Source organism: Winogradskyella sp. (genome assembly GCF_028282165.1).
Lineage (GTDB): Bacteria > Bacteroidota > Bacteroidia > Flavobacteriales > Flavobacteriaceae > Winogradskyella.
Genome location: NZ_JANQIM010000034.1, coordinates 1 through 17,237, shown reverse-complemented (window position 1 = coordinate 17,237; position 17,237 = coordinate 1). Strand labels below are relative to the sequence as shown.

The window sequence follows — 17,237 nt, the reverse complement described above, 5'->3', positions numbered from 1 at the left end:
GGGTTTTTACTTTTTGCGGCATAAGATAAAAACTGTAACTTTATTTGCTATTTAACTAACTGACAAATGAAGTTTAAAAACGCCTTCTTATTTATTGCCTTTCTTTTATTCATAAATTCATGTGCCACGTATAAGGTGCAATATGATAAAGAACATAAGCAGCAAGCACCACCTCAAAAAGAAGTTAAGCATACATTTTATCTTATCGGCGATGCAGGAAACTCTCAACTTGGACAAACAGATAAAGCCATACAGGCATTTGGTAAGGAACTTGAAAAAGCTTCAAAAAACAGTACGGCGATTTTTTTAGGTGATAATATTTACGAAAAGGGCCTGCCAGAAAAATCATCAAGCGAGTATGAATTGGCCAAGCATAGGTTACAGGTGCAAATAGATGCGGTAAAAGGCTTTAAAGGTGAAGCTATTTTTATTCCAGGTAATCATGATTGGTATTCTGGTGTAAAAGGTCTAAAACGACAAGAGAAGCTTGTAGAAGAGGCTTTAGGAAAGAATACGTTTTTACCAGAAGATGGTTGTCCTATTGATAAAATTCATGTTGCTGACGACATAGAATTAATACTTGTTGATTCCCATTGGTATGTTACCAATTGGGATAAGCATCCAACCATTAACGATGATTGCGACATTAAAACCATATCAGATTTTTTAGATGAATTTGATAGTCTTATCAAAAAAGCAAGAGGAAAGACAACTATAGTTGCAATTCACCATCCGATGTATACCAATGGTTCGCACGGAGGTCAATACTCATTTGGTAGTCATATGAAGCCTGTGCCAATATTAGGAACACTAAAAAACTTGATTAGAAAAACCAGTGGTGTAGCCAATGTAGATCTTCAAAATCCAAGATATAACGAATTAAAAAGACATATCGTTACTCTGGCTCAAGCCAATGATAAGGTAGTATTTGTCTCCGGACACGACCATAATTTACAATATATTGTACAAGATAATTTGCACCAAATTGTATCAGGTTCTGGTTCAAAAATAACAGCCGTAAGAAATACAGGAGGCGGTAAGTTTGGTTATGGTGCTGAAGGTTATGCCAAGCTGGTAGTGTACAAAGATGGTTCTTCCCACCTATCCTTTTACTCGGCTAAGGATGATAAAGACGTATTTCAAACAGAGGTATTTTCAGAGTACAAAGGCAATACCAAAAGCGATTTTAAAACCGACTTACCATACACTTCGGCATCTATATATAGCGAGGAAGAGACTGACATAAGCGGTTTTGGTAAGTTTTTATGGGGAGATCGTTTTAGAAAATATTATAGCACACCGGTAAAAGCACCAAATGTTTTGTTAGATACCTTATTTGGGGGTTTAAAACCGGTGAGAAAAGGCGGCGGTAATCAATCAAAATCATTGCGTCTCGAAGATAAAAATGGTGCACAATATGTTATGCGAGCCCTTAGAAAGCAAGCTTTACAATATTTACAGGCCGTAATTTTTAAAGATCAATACATAGAAGGACAGTTTGATGACACCGAAACCGAAGACCTTATTTTAGATGTATTTACAGGAGCACATCCTTATGCGCCGTTTGTAGTTGGAGATTTAGCTGACGCTGTAGGCGTTTATCATACCAACCCAGTGCTCTATTATGTGCCCAAACAAGAAACCTTGGGAAAGTATAATGACGACTTTGGAGACGAGCTTTATATGATTGAAGAACATACATCAGAGGGTCATAGCGATCAAGCTAGTTTTGGATATCAAAACAAATTGATAAGTACTAATGACATGATGGAGAAAATCCATAAGGATGAAGATATAGTTGTTGATGAAGCTGCATATATAAAAGCAAGATTATTCGATATGCTTATTGGAGATTGGGATAGACACCAAGATCAGTGGCGATGGATAGAGTTTAAGGAAAATGGTAAAAAGGTATATCGACCAATGCCCAGAGATCGAGATCAAGCATTTTCTAGAATGTCTGACGGCTTTTTATTGGGAACTGCTGTAAAATTAATTCCAACAGCTCGCTTACTGCGTAAATATTCAGACGATCTTGAAGATGTAAAAGGTGTCAATGTTGAGCCATATCCTTTAGATATGGAAATTATTGCGCAATCGGGAAAAGCCGTTTGGGATGCTGAGGTAAAACACATACAAGAAAATATTACAGATAATGTCATTGAAAAAGCATTTCAGAATATACCTGAAGAGATTAGAGATGAAACAGTAGAAGATATTAAAAGAACCTTAAAAGCCAGGTGTTCCAATCTTCAGAAAATCTCTGATCGTTATTTTGCGCTCATCAATAGATTTGCCGTAATAAAGGGAACCAATAAAGACGATTGGTTTGATGTAGAACGTTTGCCTAATGGCAAAACGAAAGTCACTGCTTACAGAATTAAAGGTGGTAAGAAAAAAGACATCTTTCATCAGCGAACCTATAACCATGACGATACAAAAGAAATCTGGATTTACGCCTTAGACGACGATGACATGTTTGAGGTCTATGGTGAGGGAGACCAATTGATAAAAGTGAGATTAGTCGGTGGGCAAAATAATGATACCTACAGTATAAAAAATGGTAAACGTGTTACGTATTATGACTACAAGTCCAAAAATAGTACTGTAGTCACAAAAAAAGGGCATAAAAAATTCTCGGATAGTTACAAAACCAATGTGTATAATTATAAGAAGCTAAAAAATAATACAACTCAGATATTACCTAGTTTTGGAGCCAATCCGGATGATGGATTGAGAATAGGAGCCAATGCTGTGTTGACAAACTATGGGTTTGAGCGTAATCCTTTCACATCTCAACACAAGATATCTGCGTCCTATTATTTTGCAACAAGTGGTTTCGACTTTAATTACAATGGAGAATTTGCCAATATCTTACCAAATGTCAATTTTGGGATAGAAGCACACTTTAACAGTCCTAATTTTGCGGTTAACTTTTTTGGTTTTGGTAACGAAACTCCAAATCCTGAAGCAGATGAGGACGATGGCCTAGATGTAGATAGGGATTTTAATAGGGTTAAAATAAGGACATTAAGATTTACACCATCCGTAGTTTGGCGCGGAAAAATGGGCGGTGTTTTAAAGTTTGGGATTACGTACGAAAGTAATGAGGTAGAACGAACAGAAGGACGATTTATTGGAACCTTACCAGCTGATGATGCCGTTTTTGATATGCAAGATTTTTATGGTGTAGATGCTAAGTACCAATTTGTAAATAAGGACGATGACGCATTTCCAACCTTAGGATTTCAAACAACCTTGCATGTAGGTTATAGAAACAATGTTGATACAGAGAAAGGTTTTGGTTATATCATTCCAGAATTGGGCTTTAATTATAAATTAGTTTCTAGTGGTCAATTGGTTTTAGCTACGAATCTAAGAGGTCACGTAAATTTAGGCGACGATTTTGAGTTTTATCAAGGCGCAACCTTAGGGGCAAGAACAGGTCTAAGAGGGTATAGATTTCAACGTTTTACTGGGAAATCGGCTTTTTCGCAATCTACCGATGTACGTTGGAATTTTGGTAGGCTAAAAACGGGATTGCTTCCAATTCATATTGGTGTTTATGGTGGTGTAGACTATGGGCGCGTTTGGATAGAGAATGATAATTCCGATAAGTGGAACAATTCTGTTGGCGGAGGTTTCTTTGTTAATATGGCACAAATGATGACGGCCAATATTTCTGTTTTTAATAGCAGTGATGATTTACGTCTGGCGTTTCAATTGGGCTTTGGTTTTTAAATGTTTATGTTTTTAGGATAAACTATAGAAATGTTATGCAATACTGACCTGTTATTCTGCGTTAGCATCATTTTCTACTTCTGTTGTTATGTTAAGAACCATTCAAATAATTGCCTTGTTACAAGGTGTCTTTTTATTAATCGTCCTATTTCAGCGCAAGAGAGAATATAAAAAGGTTAATTTTTGGCTATTGCTAGGATGTATTTTATCTGTAATATTATACGCAATTGGTGATGACGATTACAACTTATTTGTAAATAATGTTGACTGGTTTCTTTTTCATGATACTTTGATCATTACGTTCTTCTTTTTGTTTGTTCGTTATTATAAGTCTGGTAAAAGTGAGTTTAACAATAAGGATTTGTGGTTTTTTGTACCATATGTTGTAACTGTTATTTACCAAACTATAGACATCTATTATACAATTGAAAAAGGGTTGATTTTTAAAATTGCTCATGTAATTACAGAGCTATCCTTTTTAGCCATGCTTGGTTATGCAATACACAATATCATAACAAAGAAAAAGGAAAAGTGGCTATTGGTATTTATTATTCCATTGACTATAATTTTTACCATAGATGAATTAGCCTTTTTAATTACCAACTCAACAGAGTCACCGTACTTTTTAGATAGCTACGGGACTATTATAGCAGCAGTTTTCTTATTCTATTATGTACTTTATAAGCTTATTATTGCTCCTAAAGAAGTCCTTCCAAAGTCTAACGATTCTAAATATAAAACGTCTAGTTTAAATGGAAATAATATTGATAACTATAAGGCTCATTTATTCCGTTTGATGGAGGAAGAAAAGCTTTTCAAAAATAATAAGATAACGGTTAATGATGTCGCAGAGAAAATGAACATTCCAAGGCAACATTTATCAGAGATTTTAAACGTTCATTTAAAAATTGGATTTCAGGATTTATTAAATCAATATAGGGTTGAAGAGTTTATAGAGTGTTTAAAAAACGAGACCTACAAAAACTACACTCTGCTGGGCATCGCTAATGAGGTGGGCTTTAGTTCAAAATCTTCTTTCAATACTACGTTTAAAAAATTGACAGGAGTTACACCAAGTGCGTATAAAAAACAACTTATCTGAGGTTATTTTACCAACCATCAATTCTTTTTTTATGGCAACTATAGTAAAACGTTCAAAATACGTATTCTGAACGTTTTAAATCTTAATTCAGATTTTTATTTAAAATATTGAAAATCAGTAAGTAAAACATCTTTTTTTTAAAAAATGTTCAGAATGCGTATCCTGAACCTAGTTTATTTTTAAGGAACTATTTGCTCTTCTACTTTTGATTTGAAATTAAGCTTTATACCATTAAAAATGGAGAAATTCAAGTCATACATTACACCAAGGAATCTATTGATTTTTAATCTCATTTTAATTATTCTCTTTTTTCTTTTTAGCTGTGTAGTTGATGGAGAGGAAGATTTTTTTGATCCTATTACTGCAATAGAAAATATCATCTCCCGTCTTCCAGAAAATACGCCAACACTCGATTTTACATATAGATTTTAAAATTATGGCACTACAAGAAGAACTAAAAGTACAAGGTGATTTTTTATTTAAAAATAGAAGTTATCTGCCATTAATAGCTTTAGGAATAGGACTGTTAGTTTTTATCCATAAAGAGTATAATGAAATTGAAGAGCCCAATACTTGGCTCGCAGAAAGTTTCGAATTTCTATCACTTTGTGTCAGTTTAGTAGGATTGACAATTCGAATTATTACGGTTGGTCACACACCTAAAAATACATCTGGAAGAAATACAAAAGATGGACAAATCGCTGATGAGCTCAATACAACAGGCATGTATTCAATTGTGCGTCATCCATTATATCTGGGCAACTTTTTTATGTGGTTGGGTGTGGCAATGCTTACAGAAAATTTTTGGTTTATTATCGCTTTTGTGTTGTTTTATGTCTCTTATTATGTGCGTATTATGTATGCAGAAGAGAGTTTTCTTCGTGCAAAATTTGGACGACTTTATTCAGATTGGGCAGAAACAGTACCAACAATTATTCCAACCTTCAAATACTATAAGAATCCCAAATATCCATTCAGTATTAAAAAAGTATTGAAAAAAGAAAAGAATGGTTTTTGCGCAATTTTTTTGCTCTTTTGGATGTTTGATGTGGTTTGTAGACTCTGTCAGAAAGAACCTTTTGAATCCGAAGCAAAATTTTGGTTCTATGCAGCTATTGCGGCGACAATCATCTATTTTATTTTAAAAATAATGAAAAAGCAAAATATGCTAAATGAAGCTAATTGATAACACTATTTATTATCAAAAAAAAACCATTTTCTAATATAATTGACTAATAGATTTTCTATGAATAAAACACTGATTTTGATAACTTTATTAACTACTTATTTAAGTTTCTCCCAAGATAAATTTACCATAAGTGGTACACTAAAGGACCAAGCAAATGGGGAAACCCTTTTAGGAGCTACAATTTTTTTAAAAGGGACCACCATAGGGGCCACTACCAACGAATATGGTTTTTATTCGTTAACCGCACCCAAGGGTGATTATACCTTGATGATTTCGTATTTAGGTTATAAAACCATCGAGCACCCTATTGTTCTTGATAAAAATGTAAAGTTTAACGCAGAACTTGCAGAAGATACAGGGCAATTGGATGAAGTTGTTATTACAGCAGAAGAATCAAAAAAAGTTAACCTACGTACGCCACAAATGAGTGTTGCCAAACTATCAAGTCAAACCATTAAACAGATACCAGCAGTTATGGGCGAAGTCGACGTCATTAAGTCCTTGCAGCTGTTACCAGGTGTTTCTAATGCTGGCGAAGGTGCTTCTGGTTTTAATGTTCGTGGTGGTGCTGAAGATCAAAATTTAGTGTTATTGGATGAGGCGATTATTTATAATGCAGCTCATTTATTTGGCTTCTTTTCGGTATTTAATACAGATGCTATTAAAGACATTAAATTATACAAAGGTGGTATACCATCACGTTTTGGTGGTCGAGCTTCATCGGTTTTAGATATAAGGCAAAAAGATGGAAACAGTAAAGATTTTAAACTCTCTGGTGGAATCGGAGCTATATCTAGTAGATTAGCTGTGGAAGGTCCTACCTTTAAGGATAAAGGTTCGTTTCTTTTAGCAGGTCGTACTTCTTACGCCAATATATTTTTAGCTTTGGTTGGTAATGAAAATCGTGCAGGCTTTTACGATTTAAACCTTAAGACAAATTATCAGGTAAATGATAAAAACAAACTCTACCTTTCAGGGTATTTTGGGAATGATAATTTTGAGTTATCCAATTTCTTTACAAATTCTTACGGAAATCTTTCAGGAAACCTACGTTGGAACCATATTTTCAATGATAAGTTGTTTTCTAATCTGTCTTTAATCTACAGTCGTTATAACTATGCGCTTGAGATTAATTCACAAGGTATTGATTGGACGTCAGATATTGATAATTATAACCTAAAGTATGATTTAGGATATTATTTGAATGATAAATTTAAATTTGATTTTGGTGCAAGTGGTATTTATTACAATTTCAATCCTGGAGAGTTAAATCCACTTGATGAAACTTCAGGTATTAACCCCTTAAAACTAGACAATAAATTTGCTTTTGAAGCAGGTATCTATGCTGGCTTGGAACATAAGATTTCAGATAAGCTCACGGCTCAATACGGATTGCGTTACAGCTATTTTAACCGATTAGGAAAACAAACACTTAACGATTACGAAAATGGGCAACCCGTAGTTTACAATTCGCAATTAGATATTTACGAGCGTGCCGATCCAATTGGGGAGACCGAATATGGTAGCGGAAAGAGCATTGCGGACTTCGGAAATTTAGAGCCACGATTGGCTTTGTCTTATCAATTAAACGAAAAATCATCAATTAAGGCAAGTTACAATCGTATTGCACAATACTTACACCTGATTTCTAATACGATTTCAGCAACACCGTTGGATGTATGGGCACCAAGTGGCAAGTTTTTAAAACCTCAGATTGCCAATCAATTTGCTATAGGTTATTTCAGGAATTTTAGAGACAACATGTTTTCTATAGAAGCTGAGACATATTACAAAACCATTGATAATCGTGTCGATTATATTGATGGTGCTGATCTCATTGCCCAAAACACCATCGAGACTGAAATCCTCATAGGCGAGTCTAGAGCTTATGGATTGGAATTATTACTTCGTAAAAACAAGGGCAAATTTACAGGATGGTTGGCCTATACACTTTCAAAGTCTGAACAGAGAACACCTGGAGGTGCAGCCGGAGGTCTTGGTATTAATAATGGCAACTGGTACAGTACACCTTGGGATAGAACCCACGATATATCTTTTACTGGAACTTATAAACTTAATGATAAATGGCGCTTTGGTAGTAATTTCGTTTTTCAAACAGGACGGCCAGTGACTTATCCCAATGGACAATTTCAGTACAATGGATTGTCTATTCCAACCTTTTCTGAACGTAATGCTGACCGATTACCAGCATATCACAGATTAGATATTTCAGCAACATTAACCCCTTGGAAAAATAAAGACCGAAAATGGCAAGGCGAATGGGTGTTTGGTATTTATAATATTTATAATCGTAGAAATGCAGCGTCTATAACATTTGGACAAAATGTAGACACTGGTGTAAACGAAGCTACACGCACTGCTATTTTCGGAATCATACCTTCAATTTCTTATAATTTTAAATTTTAAAACAATGAAAAAAATACATAAATACATAACCTTAGTTTTTATATTGATTGGTTTTTTAAACTCGTGTACAGATACGGTAGATGTGGATGTCCCGAATGGTAGTGCTAGATTAGTGGTAGAGGCTTCCATCAATTGGGAAAAAGGTACTTCGGGACAAACACAAATCATTAAGTTAAGTGAGTCTACAGCTTTCTTTGACAATAATCCAGAGGTGCCTGTTATTGGAGCTTCAGTAATTGTGATAAAGAATGATGATGGAATGCAATTTGTATTTGAAGACCAAAATAATGGGGATTATTTAACAACAGATTTTGTGCCTGAGATTGACGAATCTTATACCTTGGAAATCTTATACAATGGTGAAACCTATATCGCAACAGAAACCTTAATGTCGGTTACAGAGATTAATGGTATTGAACAAACCATTGAAGGTGATGGTGACGAAGAAGAAATTCAGATTAAAGTATTTTTTGACGACCCTGCAAATACTGAAAACTACTATTTGGGTGAATTTAATTCTTCGGTGAATCCTTTACTCACGTTATCAGCTTTGAGCGATCAGTTTACGGATGGGAATGAGAATTTTATTGAATTTGACAATGAGGAATTAAGTCCCGAGGCAACAGTAGATATAAGTATTTATGGTATTTCTGAAGCATACTATAATTACATCGATATTCTCATTGAGCAATCTGGTGAAAATGATGGCCCATTTCAAACCACGCCGGTACAATTAAGCGGAAATTGCTTTAATCAGAATAATCCAGATGAAGAAGTTTTAGGTTATTTTAGGTTGGGTGAAGTAGTGAGAGCAACTTATACGATTCAATAGATGTTTTAGAATTCCTTATTCTTAACCTACCTATAATATTTGATTAACACCTTGGCTAAATGGAAAATCTATTTTTGTTGTTATGGCAAAAAAAGATTACTTCAACAGGGATTTAAGCTGGCTTTCCTTTAATGAGAGAGTGCTTCAAGAAGCTGAAGATAAAAGCAATACACTCAATGAACGATTAAACTTTTTGGCGATTTTTTCTTCCAATCTCGATGAGTTTTATAGAGTAAGAGTTTCAAAATTAAGGGAGTTTAGAAAGCTTCAGAAAGACTCGTCGATTCGATTCAAGGAGAAACCCAAAAAAATCATAAAACTTATTCAAGCTAAGGTAGATAAACTTCAAGAGCGTTTTGGACATATCTATAGAAATAAGCTTTTAAAGGAGTTAAATGAAGAAGGCGTATCACTAATAGAAGCTGTTGATTATAATACCGACGAAAAGGAATATTCCAAGAACATTTTTCTTTCAGAGATAAGACCTTATGTTAAAATCTATGATTTGGCAAAAGAGACTAATTTCGATTTTATTAAGGATAAAAGCCTATACTTTTTTGTTAATACGGTAGATAAGGCCTTGTTAATCTATATTCCGACGGATTCTTGTAACCGATTTGTTGAATTTCCGAAACAGGCAAAGCGACAACATATTACTTTTCTTGATGAAATAATCAGAGATAATATTGGTTACTTATTGCCAGGTTATAATGGGAAAGACCTGTACAGCATTAAGATTACTAGAGATGGTGAGCTGTATTACGAAGAGGAAGATGGCGAACTTATTAATCTTATAAAGAAGAGCCTTAAAGATCGTGACCTTGGCATTCCTACACGTATATTGTACGATAGTAAAATGCCAAAAAAATTCATTAAGCGTTTAAGAGAACTATTGAATTTGAAGAAAACCGATTTAATGCCAGGCGCACGTTATCATAACTTCAGCGATTTTTTTCAATTTCCAAACATTCAACAGAGAATAGGAGGTAATACAAATGAGGATCAGATTCCACATCATGTACTACACAACGTTGATAGTGTTATTGATAGTATCGTTGAAGAAGACCATTTATTATCATTACCCTATCAAAAGTACGATCCTGTGATACGGCTTATAGAGGAGGCCTCTCAAAGAACTGATGTTCATTCTGTATTTATAACGTTGTATAGAGTGTCCAAGACCTCATTAGTAGCGCATAATTTGCTTAAATGCTTGGCGAATAATAAAAAGGTGACTGTATTTATAGAAGCCAAGGCACGTTTTGATGAAGAGAATAATATTGATTGGGGAGAAAAGCTTCAGCAAATGGGTGCTAAAGTGCTTTATAGTATGCCCGATTTAAAAGTACATTCAAAAATTTTATTAATTAAAACTACTAGCAAAGATGTAGCCTATATTGGTACAGGAAACTTTAACGAGAAAAGTGCAAAAATATACTCCGATTTTGCACTGCTTACTACTGATCAAAATATCACTAAGGATTTAGATGAAGTCTTTAAGTTTTTGTTGGATACTACTTATAAGCCTTTGCCCAAGACAATCTGGATGTCACCTTTTTCTACAAGAAATGAACTTTATCAAAGAATTGATAATGAAATACAAATTACTGAAAAAGGTGGAAACGGTTTTTTGTTTTTTAAGATGAACAGCTTAGAGGATAAAGGCATTATAGATAAACTTTATGAAGCTTCCAAAGCAGGTGTTAAGGTGCAATTATTGGTAAGAGGTATTTGTTGTTTAAAACCAGGTGTTGAAGGGCTGAGTGAAAATATAAAAGTGATTAGCATAGTCGGTAAATACTTAGAGCATGCTAGAGTCTATGTATTTGGAAATAATGGAACAAATGACATGTTTATTGGATCGGCAGATTGTATGGAGCGCAATTTAGAACGGCGTGTAGAGGTTTTGGTGCCAATTAAAGCCCATAAGCTAAAAAAGATCATAGATACCTGTATTAATCTACAGTGGTACGATAATACCAAGGCAAGAATAATTGATGAGAACCAATCTAATGAATATCAAAAAGACGGTAAGTCTAGAATAAATTCTCAATTGGATTTTAAAGAATATTTAGGGGAATTACAGTTGATTAAAAAAGAACCCCTTAATCTATCTTAAAGCTATAAAGGTTGCCACCACTAACACCGAGATATTCATCAGCTATATATAGTATACTATCGTTCTTAAACGTAACGCTTTCTTTTTGGGAATCGTAAGCGAACGTATAGCGTTTGTAATCAGACTTAAAAAAATCACTGGTGTTGAGGTTTGAAAATACAAAAACCGAATTTTCCGTAAGAATCGCCATTTTATCGCCTTTAGCATTTATGTCTGCCGAAGTGACCCAGCATCTAGATTCCTCACAAGTGTTGAATGTGCTTATATACGTCGCTTCATAATTACCTTTTTTTGTTGGTAAAGTGTAAAGATTGGTCTTTCCTTTTTGCTTTGGCGAACGACTTTTGGTAAATAAGTATAAATTATCCTGGTAGTAGAAAAACGCTTCACAATCAAAATGACGTTTACTTTTCTTAGGTGGAAATTTCTTTTGATCGGGATACTTAAAACGAATTACCTCCGGAACCACAGTCTTTGGGTTGTTTTTTAGAGAATCAGCTGCAATTTTTAGTATGGATAGTGTTTTGCTAGCGTTGGCGTTATTTCCAAAATCGCCGATGTAAAGATTGCCGCTTGGATCCATGGTAAGATCTTCCCAGTCTTTATTCTTTGCTTCTATTTTTATGGTTTTTGAAATTTTACCAGAACCATCAATACCAAAAAGGAGTGGTTTGTTTCCGCTGTCGTTTACCATCCAAATCACCTTATTGGATTTGTCGATGGCGATGCCAGAAACTTCATTGAGATCAAATGGTAAATCCATTAGGGTTTTTAGGTTTCCGGTATTACAACTCGTACTAAGAAGTAAAAGAAATATTAGTCTTTTGGGCTTTAACATTGTAATTTTAGGTTTTCAATTCACAACATTGAGTAAACGTAAAGATATTATAATTATTGGAGGCGGAGCTGCTGGTTTTTTTGCAGCCATTAACATCGCCGAACGACATCCCAAATTATCTGTTGCTATCTTAGAACGCGGAAAGGAAGGGTTACAGAAGGTGAGGATTTCTGGAGGAGGACGGTGCAATGTTACACATGCAGAATTTGTCCCATCAGAACTGGTTAAAAATTATCCGAGAGGCGAAAAAGAACTATTAGGGCCTTTTCACACTTTTATGACAGGTGACACCATTGCTTGGTTTGAAGAACGAGGAGTGGCACTTAAGATTGAAGAAGATGGCAGAATGTTTCCAGAGTCTAATACCTCACAAACGATTATAGATTGTTTTTTACAGGAAGCTAAAAAGTATAATGTAGAGGTATTGTATAATTATGTTGTCAAATTGATTAACCCGAAAGGGAACGGGTTTTCTGTAGAAACGTCCCAAGGGCATTTAGAATGTGATAAGCTTGTGGTAGCTACAGGAAGCAATCCCAAAATTTGGAATCTGCTTAAAAGTTTAGGTCACACGATTGTTCCAGCTGTGCCTTCACTTTTTACATTCGATATCAACGATAAACGCATAAAAGATATTCCTGGTGTAGTAGCTAAAGATGTAGAAGTTAAGGTTTTGGGAACGGATTTAGTGTCAGAAGGGCCATTACTGGTTACTCACGTGGGTATGAGTGCACCAGCAATTTTAAAACTATCTGCATTTGGTGCTATTGAGTTGGCTAAGCGTCATTATAACTTTGAGATTGAGGTTAATTTTATTAAGCAAGATATGGAAGTATGTATCAATACACTTAAAGATTTAAAACATAAATTAGCAAAAAAACAAGTAGTTAGTTTTACCCAATATGGTTTACCAAAACGTCTTTGGAAACAGTTGGTTTTAGCTTCAAAAATTGGAGAGGCTCAACGTTGGGCAGATATAAACAAGGAACAACTGATTGAACTGTCAAAACAATTAACAGCTTCGGTTTTTAAGGTTACGGGAAAGAGCACATTCAAGGAAGAGTTTGTCACGGCTGGAGGCGTAGATTTAAAGGATATTAGCTTTAAAACTTTTGAAAGTAAAATTGTTTCGAATCTATTTTTTGCAGGTGAAGTTATTAATGTCGATGCCGTTACAGGCGGTTTTAACTTTCAGAATGCTTGGACAGGAGCTTACATCGTATCACAATCAATTACTAAATAATGAAAACTTACATTGCATTATTGAGAGGCATTAATGTTGGCGGACATAAAAAAGTACCTATGGCCGAACTCAGGGAATTACTATCCAAATCTGGACTAGAGCATTTAAAAACCTATATTCAGAGTGGTAATATAGTTTTTCAATCTGCAATAGATGATTCAAGAGTTTTGGAAGAAACCATAAAGGCATCAATTTTACACCATTTCGGTTTTGAGGTCCCAGTTTTGGTAAGAACAAGAGATCAACTACTTAAGATATTTAACGATTGTCCTTTTCAGCAAGAGAAAAAAACAAATAGCTATTTTGCTATACTATCAGATATTCCTAATCAGGATTTAGTTAAGGAAGCTTACAAGAAAACCTATGAGAATGAAGAATATGCTATCCTCAATGACGGTTTGTATTTTTATTGCGCCAATGGTTATGGTAATGCAAAATTCAATCTTAATTTTTTTGAAAAGAAATTAAATGTTAATGCCACATCAAGAAACTTCAAGACGATGGTAAAGTTGTTAGACATGTCTTTAGAAAACTAAATCAAGCCATCGAATTTCGTTATTTTTGCATCAGAAATTTACTTATATGACAGCACAAGATTTTATTCTTGAATCCTATAATTCTAATATTGAAAAAGGCAAGGTGAAATGGTCTTCGCCAAGTAATATCGCTCTAGTAAAGTATTGGGGAAAACGCCAACATCAAATCCCGGAAAATCCCTCAATAAGTTTTACACTTTCAAATTGTAAAACCATTACTGAGGTCACTTACACTAAAAAAGAAGACGATGGTTTTAGTTTTGATGTAATTTTTGAAGGTGAAAAAAATGAAGCTTTCAAACCAAAAATCCAGACATTTTTTGAGCGTATTGAAACCTACATGCCTTTTCTTAAGGATTACCATTTTACTATTGAGACCTCCAATACGTTTCCACACAGTTCAGGAATTGCTTCATCCGCATCAGGCATGAGTGCACTCGCTTTGTGTCTAATGAGTATTGAGGAGAAACTATCTGTCATTCAGAGTCCTGACGGCAAGCGTCAGGACGAAGAATCTCAAGATTATTTCAATAAAAAAGCATCATTTCTAGCCCGATTAGGCTCGGGAAGTGCGTGCAGAAGTATTGAAGGTGAATTAGTGGTTTGGGGACAAAATGAGAGTACTGAAAGTTCGAATTTATATGGAATAAAGTTTGATGGCGAAGTACATCCCAACTTTAAAAATTATCAGGATACGATTCTTTTGGTCGATAAAGGAGAAAAGCAAGTGAGCAGTACAGTTGGACATCAATTAATGCATGGTCACCCTTTTGCAACGGAGCGATTTAAACAAGCGCATCACAATTTGGCAAGACTAAAAGCGGTTTTTGCTTCGGGCGATTTAGACAGTTTTGTAAAAATTGTTGAAAGTGAAGCCTTAACGCTACATGCCATGATGATGACCAGCATGCCTTACTTTATTTTAATGAAACCAAAAACACTAGAAATTATCAACAAGATTTGGGCCTATAGAGAATCTACCGATTCTCATGTCTGTTTTACGCTAGATGCTGGTGCAAATGTACATGTATTATACCCAGAAAATGAAAAAGACAGCGTGCTGCGATTTATTAAAAATGAATTAGCAGACTATTGCCAAAACAAGAAATACATAACCGATTATGTAGGTAAAGGTGCACAATTAATGAAAAATTAACGTCGTCTTAGGTTTTGATTATAAGCTGTGTAGGATTATAATCCTTATATTTGCTCAAGAAATTTGCCCAACACAAAATGAAAGGACCACTTTTTTATTCAAAAATTTTACTCTTTGGTGAATACGGAATCATTAAGGATTCTAAGGGATTGTCCATTCCTTACAATTTTTATAATGGTGCTTTAAAGGTCGATGAAAACCCATCATATGACGCTATTAAATCTAATGAAAGCTTAAAGCGTTTTGCAACGTATTTAGAAAATCTAGATAAAAGTTTAGTGTCTTTTGACATTGAGAAGCTAAAAAATGATGTAACTTCTGGGATGTACTTCGATTCCTCTATCCCCCAAGGTTATGGTGTAGGAAGCAGTGGTGCTTTAGTTGCGGCTATTTATGATAAATACGCTTCAGATAAGATTACGGTATTAGAAAATTTAACTAGGGAAAAGCTTTTAAAGTTGAAAGCTATATTTGCTGAGATGGAATCATTTTTTCACGGCAAATCATCTGGTTTAGACCCATTGAACAGTTATTTAAGTCTTCCAATATTAATTAATTCTAAGGATAATATTGAAGCTACTGGAATTCCGTCCCAAAAAACAGAAGGAAAAGGCGCCGTGTTTTTATTGGATAGTGGCATTGTTGGTGAAACGGCACCAATGGTGAGCATTTTTATGGAAAACATGAAAAATGAAGGGTTTAGAAGTATGTTGAAAGAACAATTCATCAAACATACCGATGCCTGTGTTGAGGATTTCTTAAAAGGGGATATAAAATCGTTGTTTAGAAACACCAAGCAATTATCTAAAGTAGTGTTGAACAATTTTAAGCCGATGATACCAAAGCAATTTCATGAGCTTTGGAAAAAAGGTATTGAAACTAATGACTATTATTTGAAGCTCTGTGGTTCTGGAGGTGGAGGCTATATATTAGGTTTTACCGAAGATATTGAGAAAGCCAAAGAAGCTCTCAAAGGACAGAAATTAGAGGTTGTTTACAATTTTTAATTCTAAAAATATTACATTTAAACCTCACGGGTTCTAGAAACTTGTGAGGTTTTTTAATTTATAGCTATGCTTTCAAGACGGCAGAAACATATTTTACTCAAATTTTTCAGTATGTTTTCTGTAGTTCGTGGTTACAATGTTTTAGTCATTGTTGTAGCTATGTACTTAGCATCCATTTACATCTTTGCACCAGATAAGCCTTTAGGTACTGTGCTTTTTGACATCAATTTACTCATGTTGGTTTTGGCGTCTTCAGCCACTATAGCCGCAGGTTACATTATTAATAATTTTTACGACTCTGAAAAAGACCTTATCAACAGACCTAGAAAGACTATGTTAGATCGTTTGGTAAGTCAAAATACCAAGTTGTCATTTTATTTTGTGCTCAATTTTTTGGCTGTCGTTTGTGCAAGCTATGTGTCCTTTAGAGCCGTAATGTTTTTTGCAGCCTATATATTTGCCATATGGTTCTATTCGCATAAATTAAAAAAACAGCCAATGACGGGCAACCTAATATCTGCAATTTTAACCATCACTCCTTTTTTTGCCATCTTTATTTACTACAGAAATTTTGAACTTGTGATTTTCGCACACGCTATATTTTTATTTTTATTGGTCTCTATGCGCGAATTGACCAAGGATTTAGAGAATTTAAAAGGGGATTTAGCACTAGATTATAAGACTGTTCCTGTAGTATACGGTGAAAAAACCTCAAAGCTAATGCTTACTATATTAGCTATTCTTACTATTGCGACGGGAATAATTTTGATTTTGTTTTTCAAAATAGGGCATATGTATTATTTCTTTTATCTAAGTGTAATGTTGCTTGTACTTTTTCTACTTATAGTCTGGAAATCCAACAAGAAACCACATTATCTCTTACTTCATAATATTTTGAAGTTTATTATAGTGGCTGGTGTGTTTTCCATTTTACTAATTGATGTATCAGTTGTATTAAACCGCTTATAAATGAATACAAACTTAAAAATAGCTATGGCACAAATTGCGCCAGTCTGGTTAGACAAAGAAGCTACTTTAAACAAAATT

The 17,237-nt window shown here is 34.5% G+C and carries 13 protein-coding genes; 12 read left to right on the top strand and 1 reads right to left on the bottom strand.

Going from position 1 to position 17,237, the window contains the following annotated elements:
* Positions 1 to 66: 66 nt before the first annotated feature.
* The 7 genes from Q0972_RS14005 to ppk1 all read left to right on the top strand — a co-directional run bounded on the left by Q0972_RS14005 (position 67) and on the right by ppk1 (position 11,410).
* Positions 67 to 3,741 carry a metallophosphoesterase gene (locus tag Q0972_RS14005; protein WP_299366615.1) on the top strand — a complete coding sequence of 1,225 codons (3,675 nt, stop codon included), beginning with the start codon at positions 67 to 69 and terminating at the stop codon, positions 3,739 to 3,741.
* A gap of 88 nt (positions 3,742 to 3,829) precedes the next feature.
* Positions 3,830 to 4,843, top strand: coding sequence for an AraC family transcriptional regulator (locus Q0972_RS14000; protein ID WP_299366613.1), 1,014 nt, complete (start codon positions 3,830 to 3,832; stop codon positions 4,841 to 4,843).
* A gap of 237 nt (positions 4,844 to 5,080) precedes the next feature.
* On the top strand, positions 5,081 to 5,275 hold the full coding sequence (locus tag Q0972_RS13995; RefSeq protein WP_299366611.1) for a hypothetical protein: 195 nt from the start codon (positions 5,081 to 5,083) through the stop codon (positions 5,273 to 5,275).
* A gap of 4 nt (positions 5,276 to 5,279) precedes the next feature.
* A complete protein-coding gene (locus Q0972_RS13990) occupies positions 5,280 to 6,029 on the top strand; it encodes an isoprenylcysteine carboxylmethyltransferase family protein (RefSeq protein ID WP_299366609.1) in 750 nt (249 codons plus the stop codon).
* A gap of 60 nt (positions 6,030 to 6,089) precedes the next feature.
* Entirely contained in the window at positions 6,090 to 8,459 is a 2,370-nt protein-coding gene (locus tag Q0972_RS13985) for a TonB-dependent receptor (RefSeq protein ID WP_299366608.1), read from the top strand.
* A 4-nt stretch (positions 8,460 to 8,463) separates the two neighbouring features.
* A complete protein-coding gene (locus Q0972_RS13980) occupies positions 8,464 to 9,291 on the top strand; it encodes a DUF4249 domain-containing protein (protein WP_299366606.1) in 828 nt (275 codons plus the stop codon).
* A gap of 82 nt (positions 9,292 to 9,373) precedes the next feature.
* Positions 9,374 to 11,410: a polyphosphate kinase 1 gene (ppk1, locus tag Q0972_RS13975; RefSeq protein WP_299366604.1), complete on the top strand. Its 2,037-nt coding sequence runs from the start codon at positions 9,374 to 9,376 to the stop codon at positions 11,408 to 11,410.
* On the opposite strand, the gene Q0972_RS13970 is transcribed toward ppk1, so the two are convergent.
* Positions 11,397 to 12,248: a hypothetical protein gene (locus Q0972_RS13970; protein WP_299366602.1), complete on the bottom strand. Its 852-nt coding sequence runs from the start codon at positions 12,246 to 12,248 to the stop codon at positions 11,397 to 11,399. The two genes, ppk1 and Q0972_RS13970, sit on opposite strands and share 14 nt — an antisense overlap.
* 28 nt (positions 12,249 to 12,276) lie before the next feature.
* Here Q0972_RS13970 and Q0972_RS13965 point away from each other — a divergent pair, with 28 nt between their 5' ends.
* The 5 genes from Q0972_RS13965 to Q0972_RS13945 all read left to right on the top strand — a co-directional run bounded on the left by Q0972_RS13965 (position 12,277) and on the right by Q0972_RS13945 (position 17,159).
* Complete coding sequence (locus Q0972_RS13965; RefSeq protein ID WP_299366601.1) at positions 12,277 to 13,491, top strand: NAD(P)/FAD-dependent oxidoreductase; 1,215 nt, start codon at positions 12,277 to 12,279, stop codon at positions 13,489 to 13,491.
* Positions 13,491 to 14,027 (top strand): DUF1697 domain-containing protein, encoded by a 537-nt coding sequence (locus Q0972_RS13960; protein WP_299366599.1) that lies wholly within the window; start codon positions 13,491 to 13,493, stop codon positions 14,025 to 14,027. Before Q0972_RS13965 ends, Q0972_RS13960 begins: the two co-directional genes overlap by 1 nt.
* Positions 14,028 to 14,073: 46 nt before the next feature.
* Positions 14,074 to 15,183, top strand: coding sequence for a diphosphomevalonate decarboxylase (locus Q0972_RS13955; RefSeq protein ID WP_299366597.1), 1,110 nt, complete (start codon positions 14,074 to 14,076; stop codon positions 15,181 to 15,183).
* Between the two features lie 77 nt (positions 15,184 to 15,260).
* Positions 15,261 to 16,190 (top strand): mevalonate kinase, encoded by a 930-nt coding sequence (locus Q0972_RS13950; RefSeq protein ID WP_299366595.1) that lies wholly within the window; start codon positions 15,261 to 15,263, stop codon positions 16,188 to 16,190.
* A gap of 66 nt (positions 16,191 to 16,256) precedes the next feature.
* Entirely contained in the window at positions 16,257 to 17,159 is a 903-nt protein-coding gene (locus tag Q0972_RS13945; protein ID WP_299366593.1) for a geranylgeranylglycerol-phosphate geranylgeranyltransferase, read from the top strand.
* The last annotated feature ends 78 nt before the right edge of the window (positions 17,160 to 17,237 follow it).

What these genes read in the sequence shown, in the direction of transcription:
- Q0972_RS14005 (WP_299366615.1), top strand. Translation starts at nt 67, where the DNA reads ATGAAGTTTAAAAACGCCTTCTTATTTATTGCCTTTCTTTTATTCATA.
- Q0972_RS14000 (WP_299366613.1), top strand. Translation starts at nt 3,830, where the DNA reads ATGTTAAGAACCATTCAAATAATTGCCTTGTTACAAGGTGTCTTTTTA.
- Q0972_RS13995 (WP_299366611.1), top strand. Translation starts at nt 5,081, where the DNA reads ATGGAGAAATTCAAGTCATACATTACACCAAGGAATCTATTGATTTTT.
- Q0972_RS13990 (WP_299366609.1), top strand. Translation starts at nt 5,280, where the DNA reads ATGGCACTACAAGAAGAACTAAAAGTACAAGGTGATTTTTTATTTAAA.
- Q0972_RS13985 (WP_299366608.1), top strand. Translation starts at nt 6,090, where the DNA reads ATGAATAAAACACTGATTTTGATAACTTTATTAACTACTTATTTAAGT.
- Q0972_RS13980 (WP_299366606.1), top strand. Translation starts at nt 8,464, where the DNA reads ATGAAAAAAATACATAAATACATAACCTTAGTTTTTATATTGATTGGT.
- ppk1 (WP_299366604.1), top strand. Translation starts at nt 9,374, where the DNA reads ATGGCAAAAAAAGATTACTTCAACAGGGATTTAAGCTGGCTTTCCTTT.
- Q0972_RS13970 (WP_299366602.1), bottom strand. Translation starts at nt 12,248, where the DNA reads ATGTTAAAGCCCAAAAGACTAATATTTCTTTTACTTCTTAGTACGAGT.
- Q0972_RS13960 (WP_299366599.1), top strand. Translation starts at nt 13,491, where the DNA reads ATGAAAACTTACATTGCATTATTGAGAGGCATTAATGTTGGCGGACAT.
- Q0972_RS13955 (WP_299366597.1), top strand. Translation starts at nt 14,074, where the DNA reads ATGACAGCACAAGATTTTATTCTTGAATCCTATAATTCTAATATTGAA.
- Q0972_RS13950 (WP_299366595.1), top strand. Translation starts at nt 15,261, where the DNA reads ATGAAAGGACCACTTTTTTATTCAAAAATTTTACTCTTTGGTGAATAC.
- Q0972_RS13945 (WP_299366593.1), top strand. Translation starts at nt 16,257, where the DNA reads ATGCTTTCAAGACGGCAGAAACATATTTTACTCAAATTTTTCAGTATG.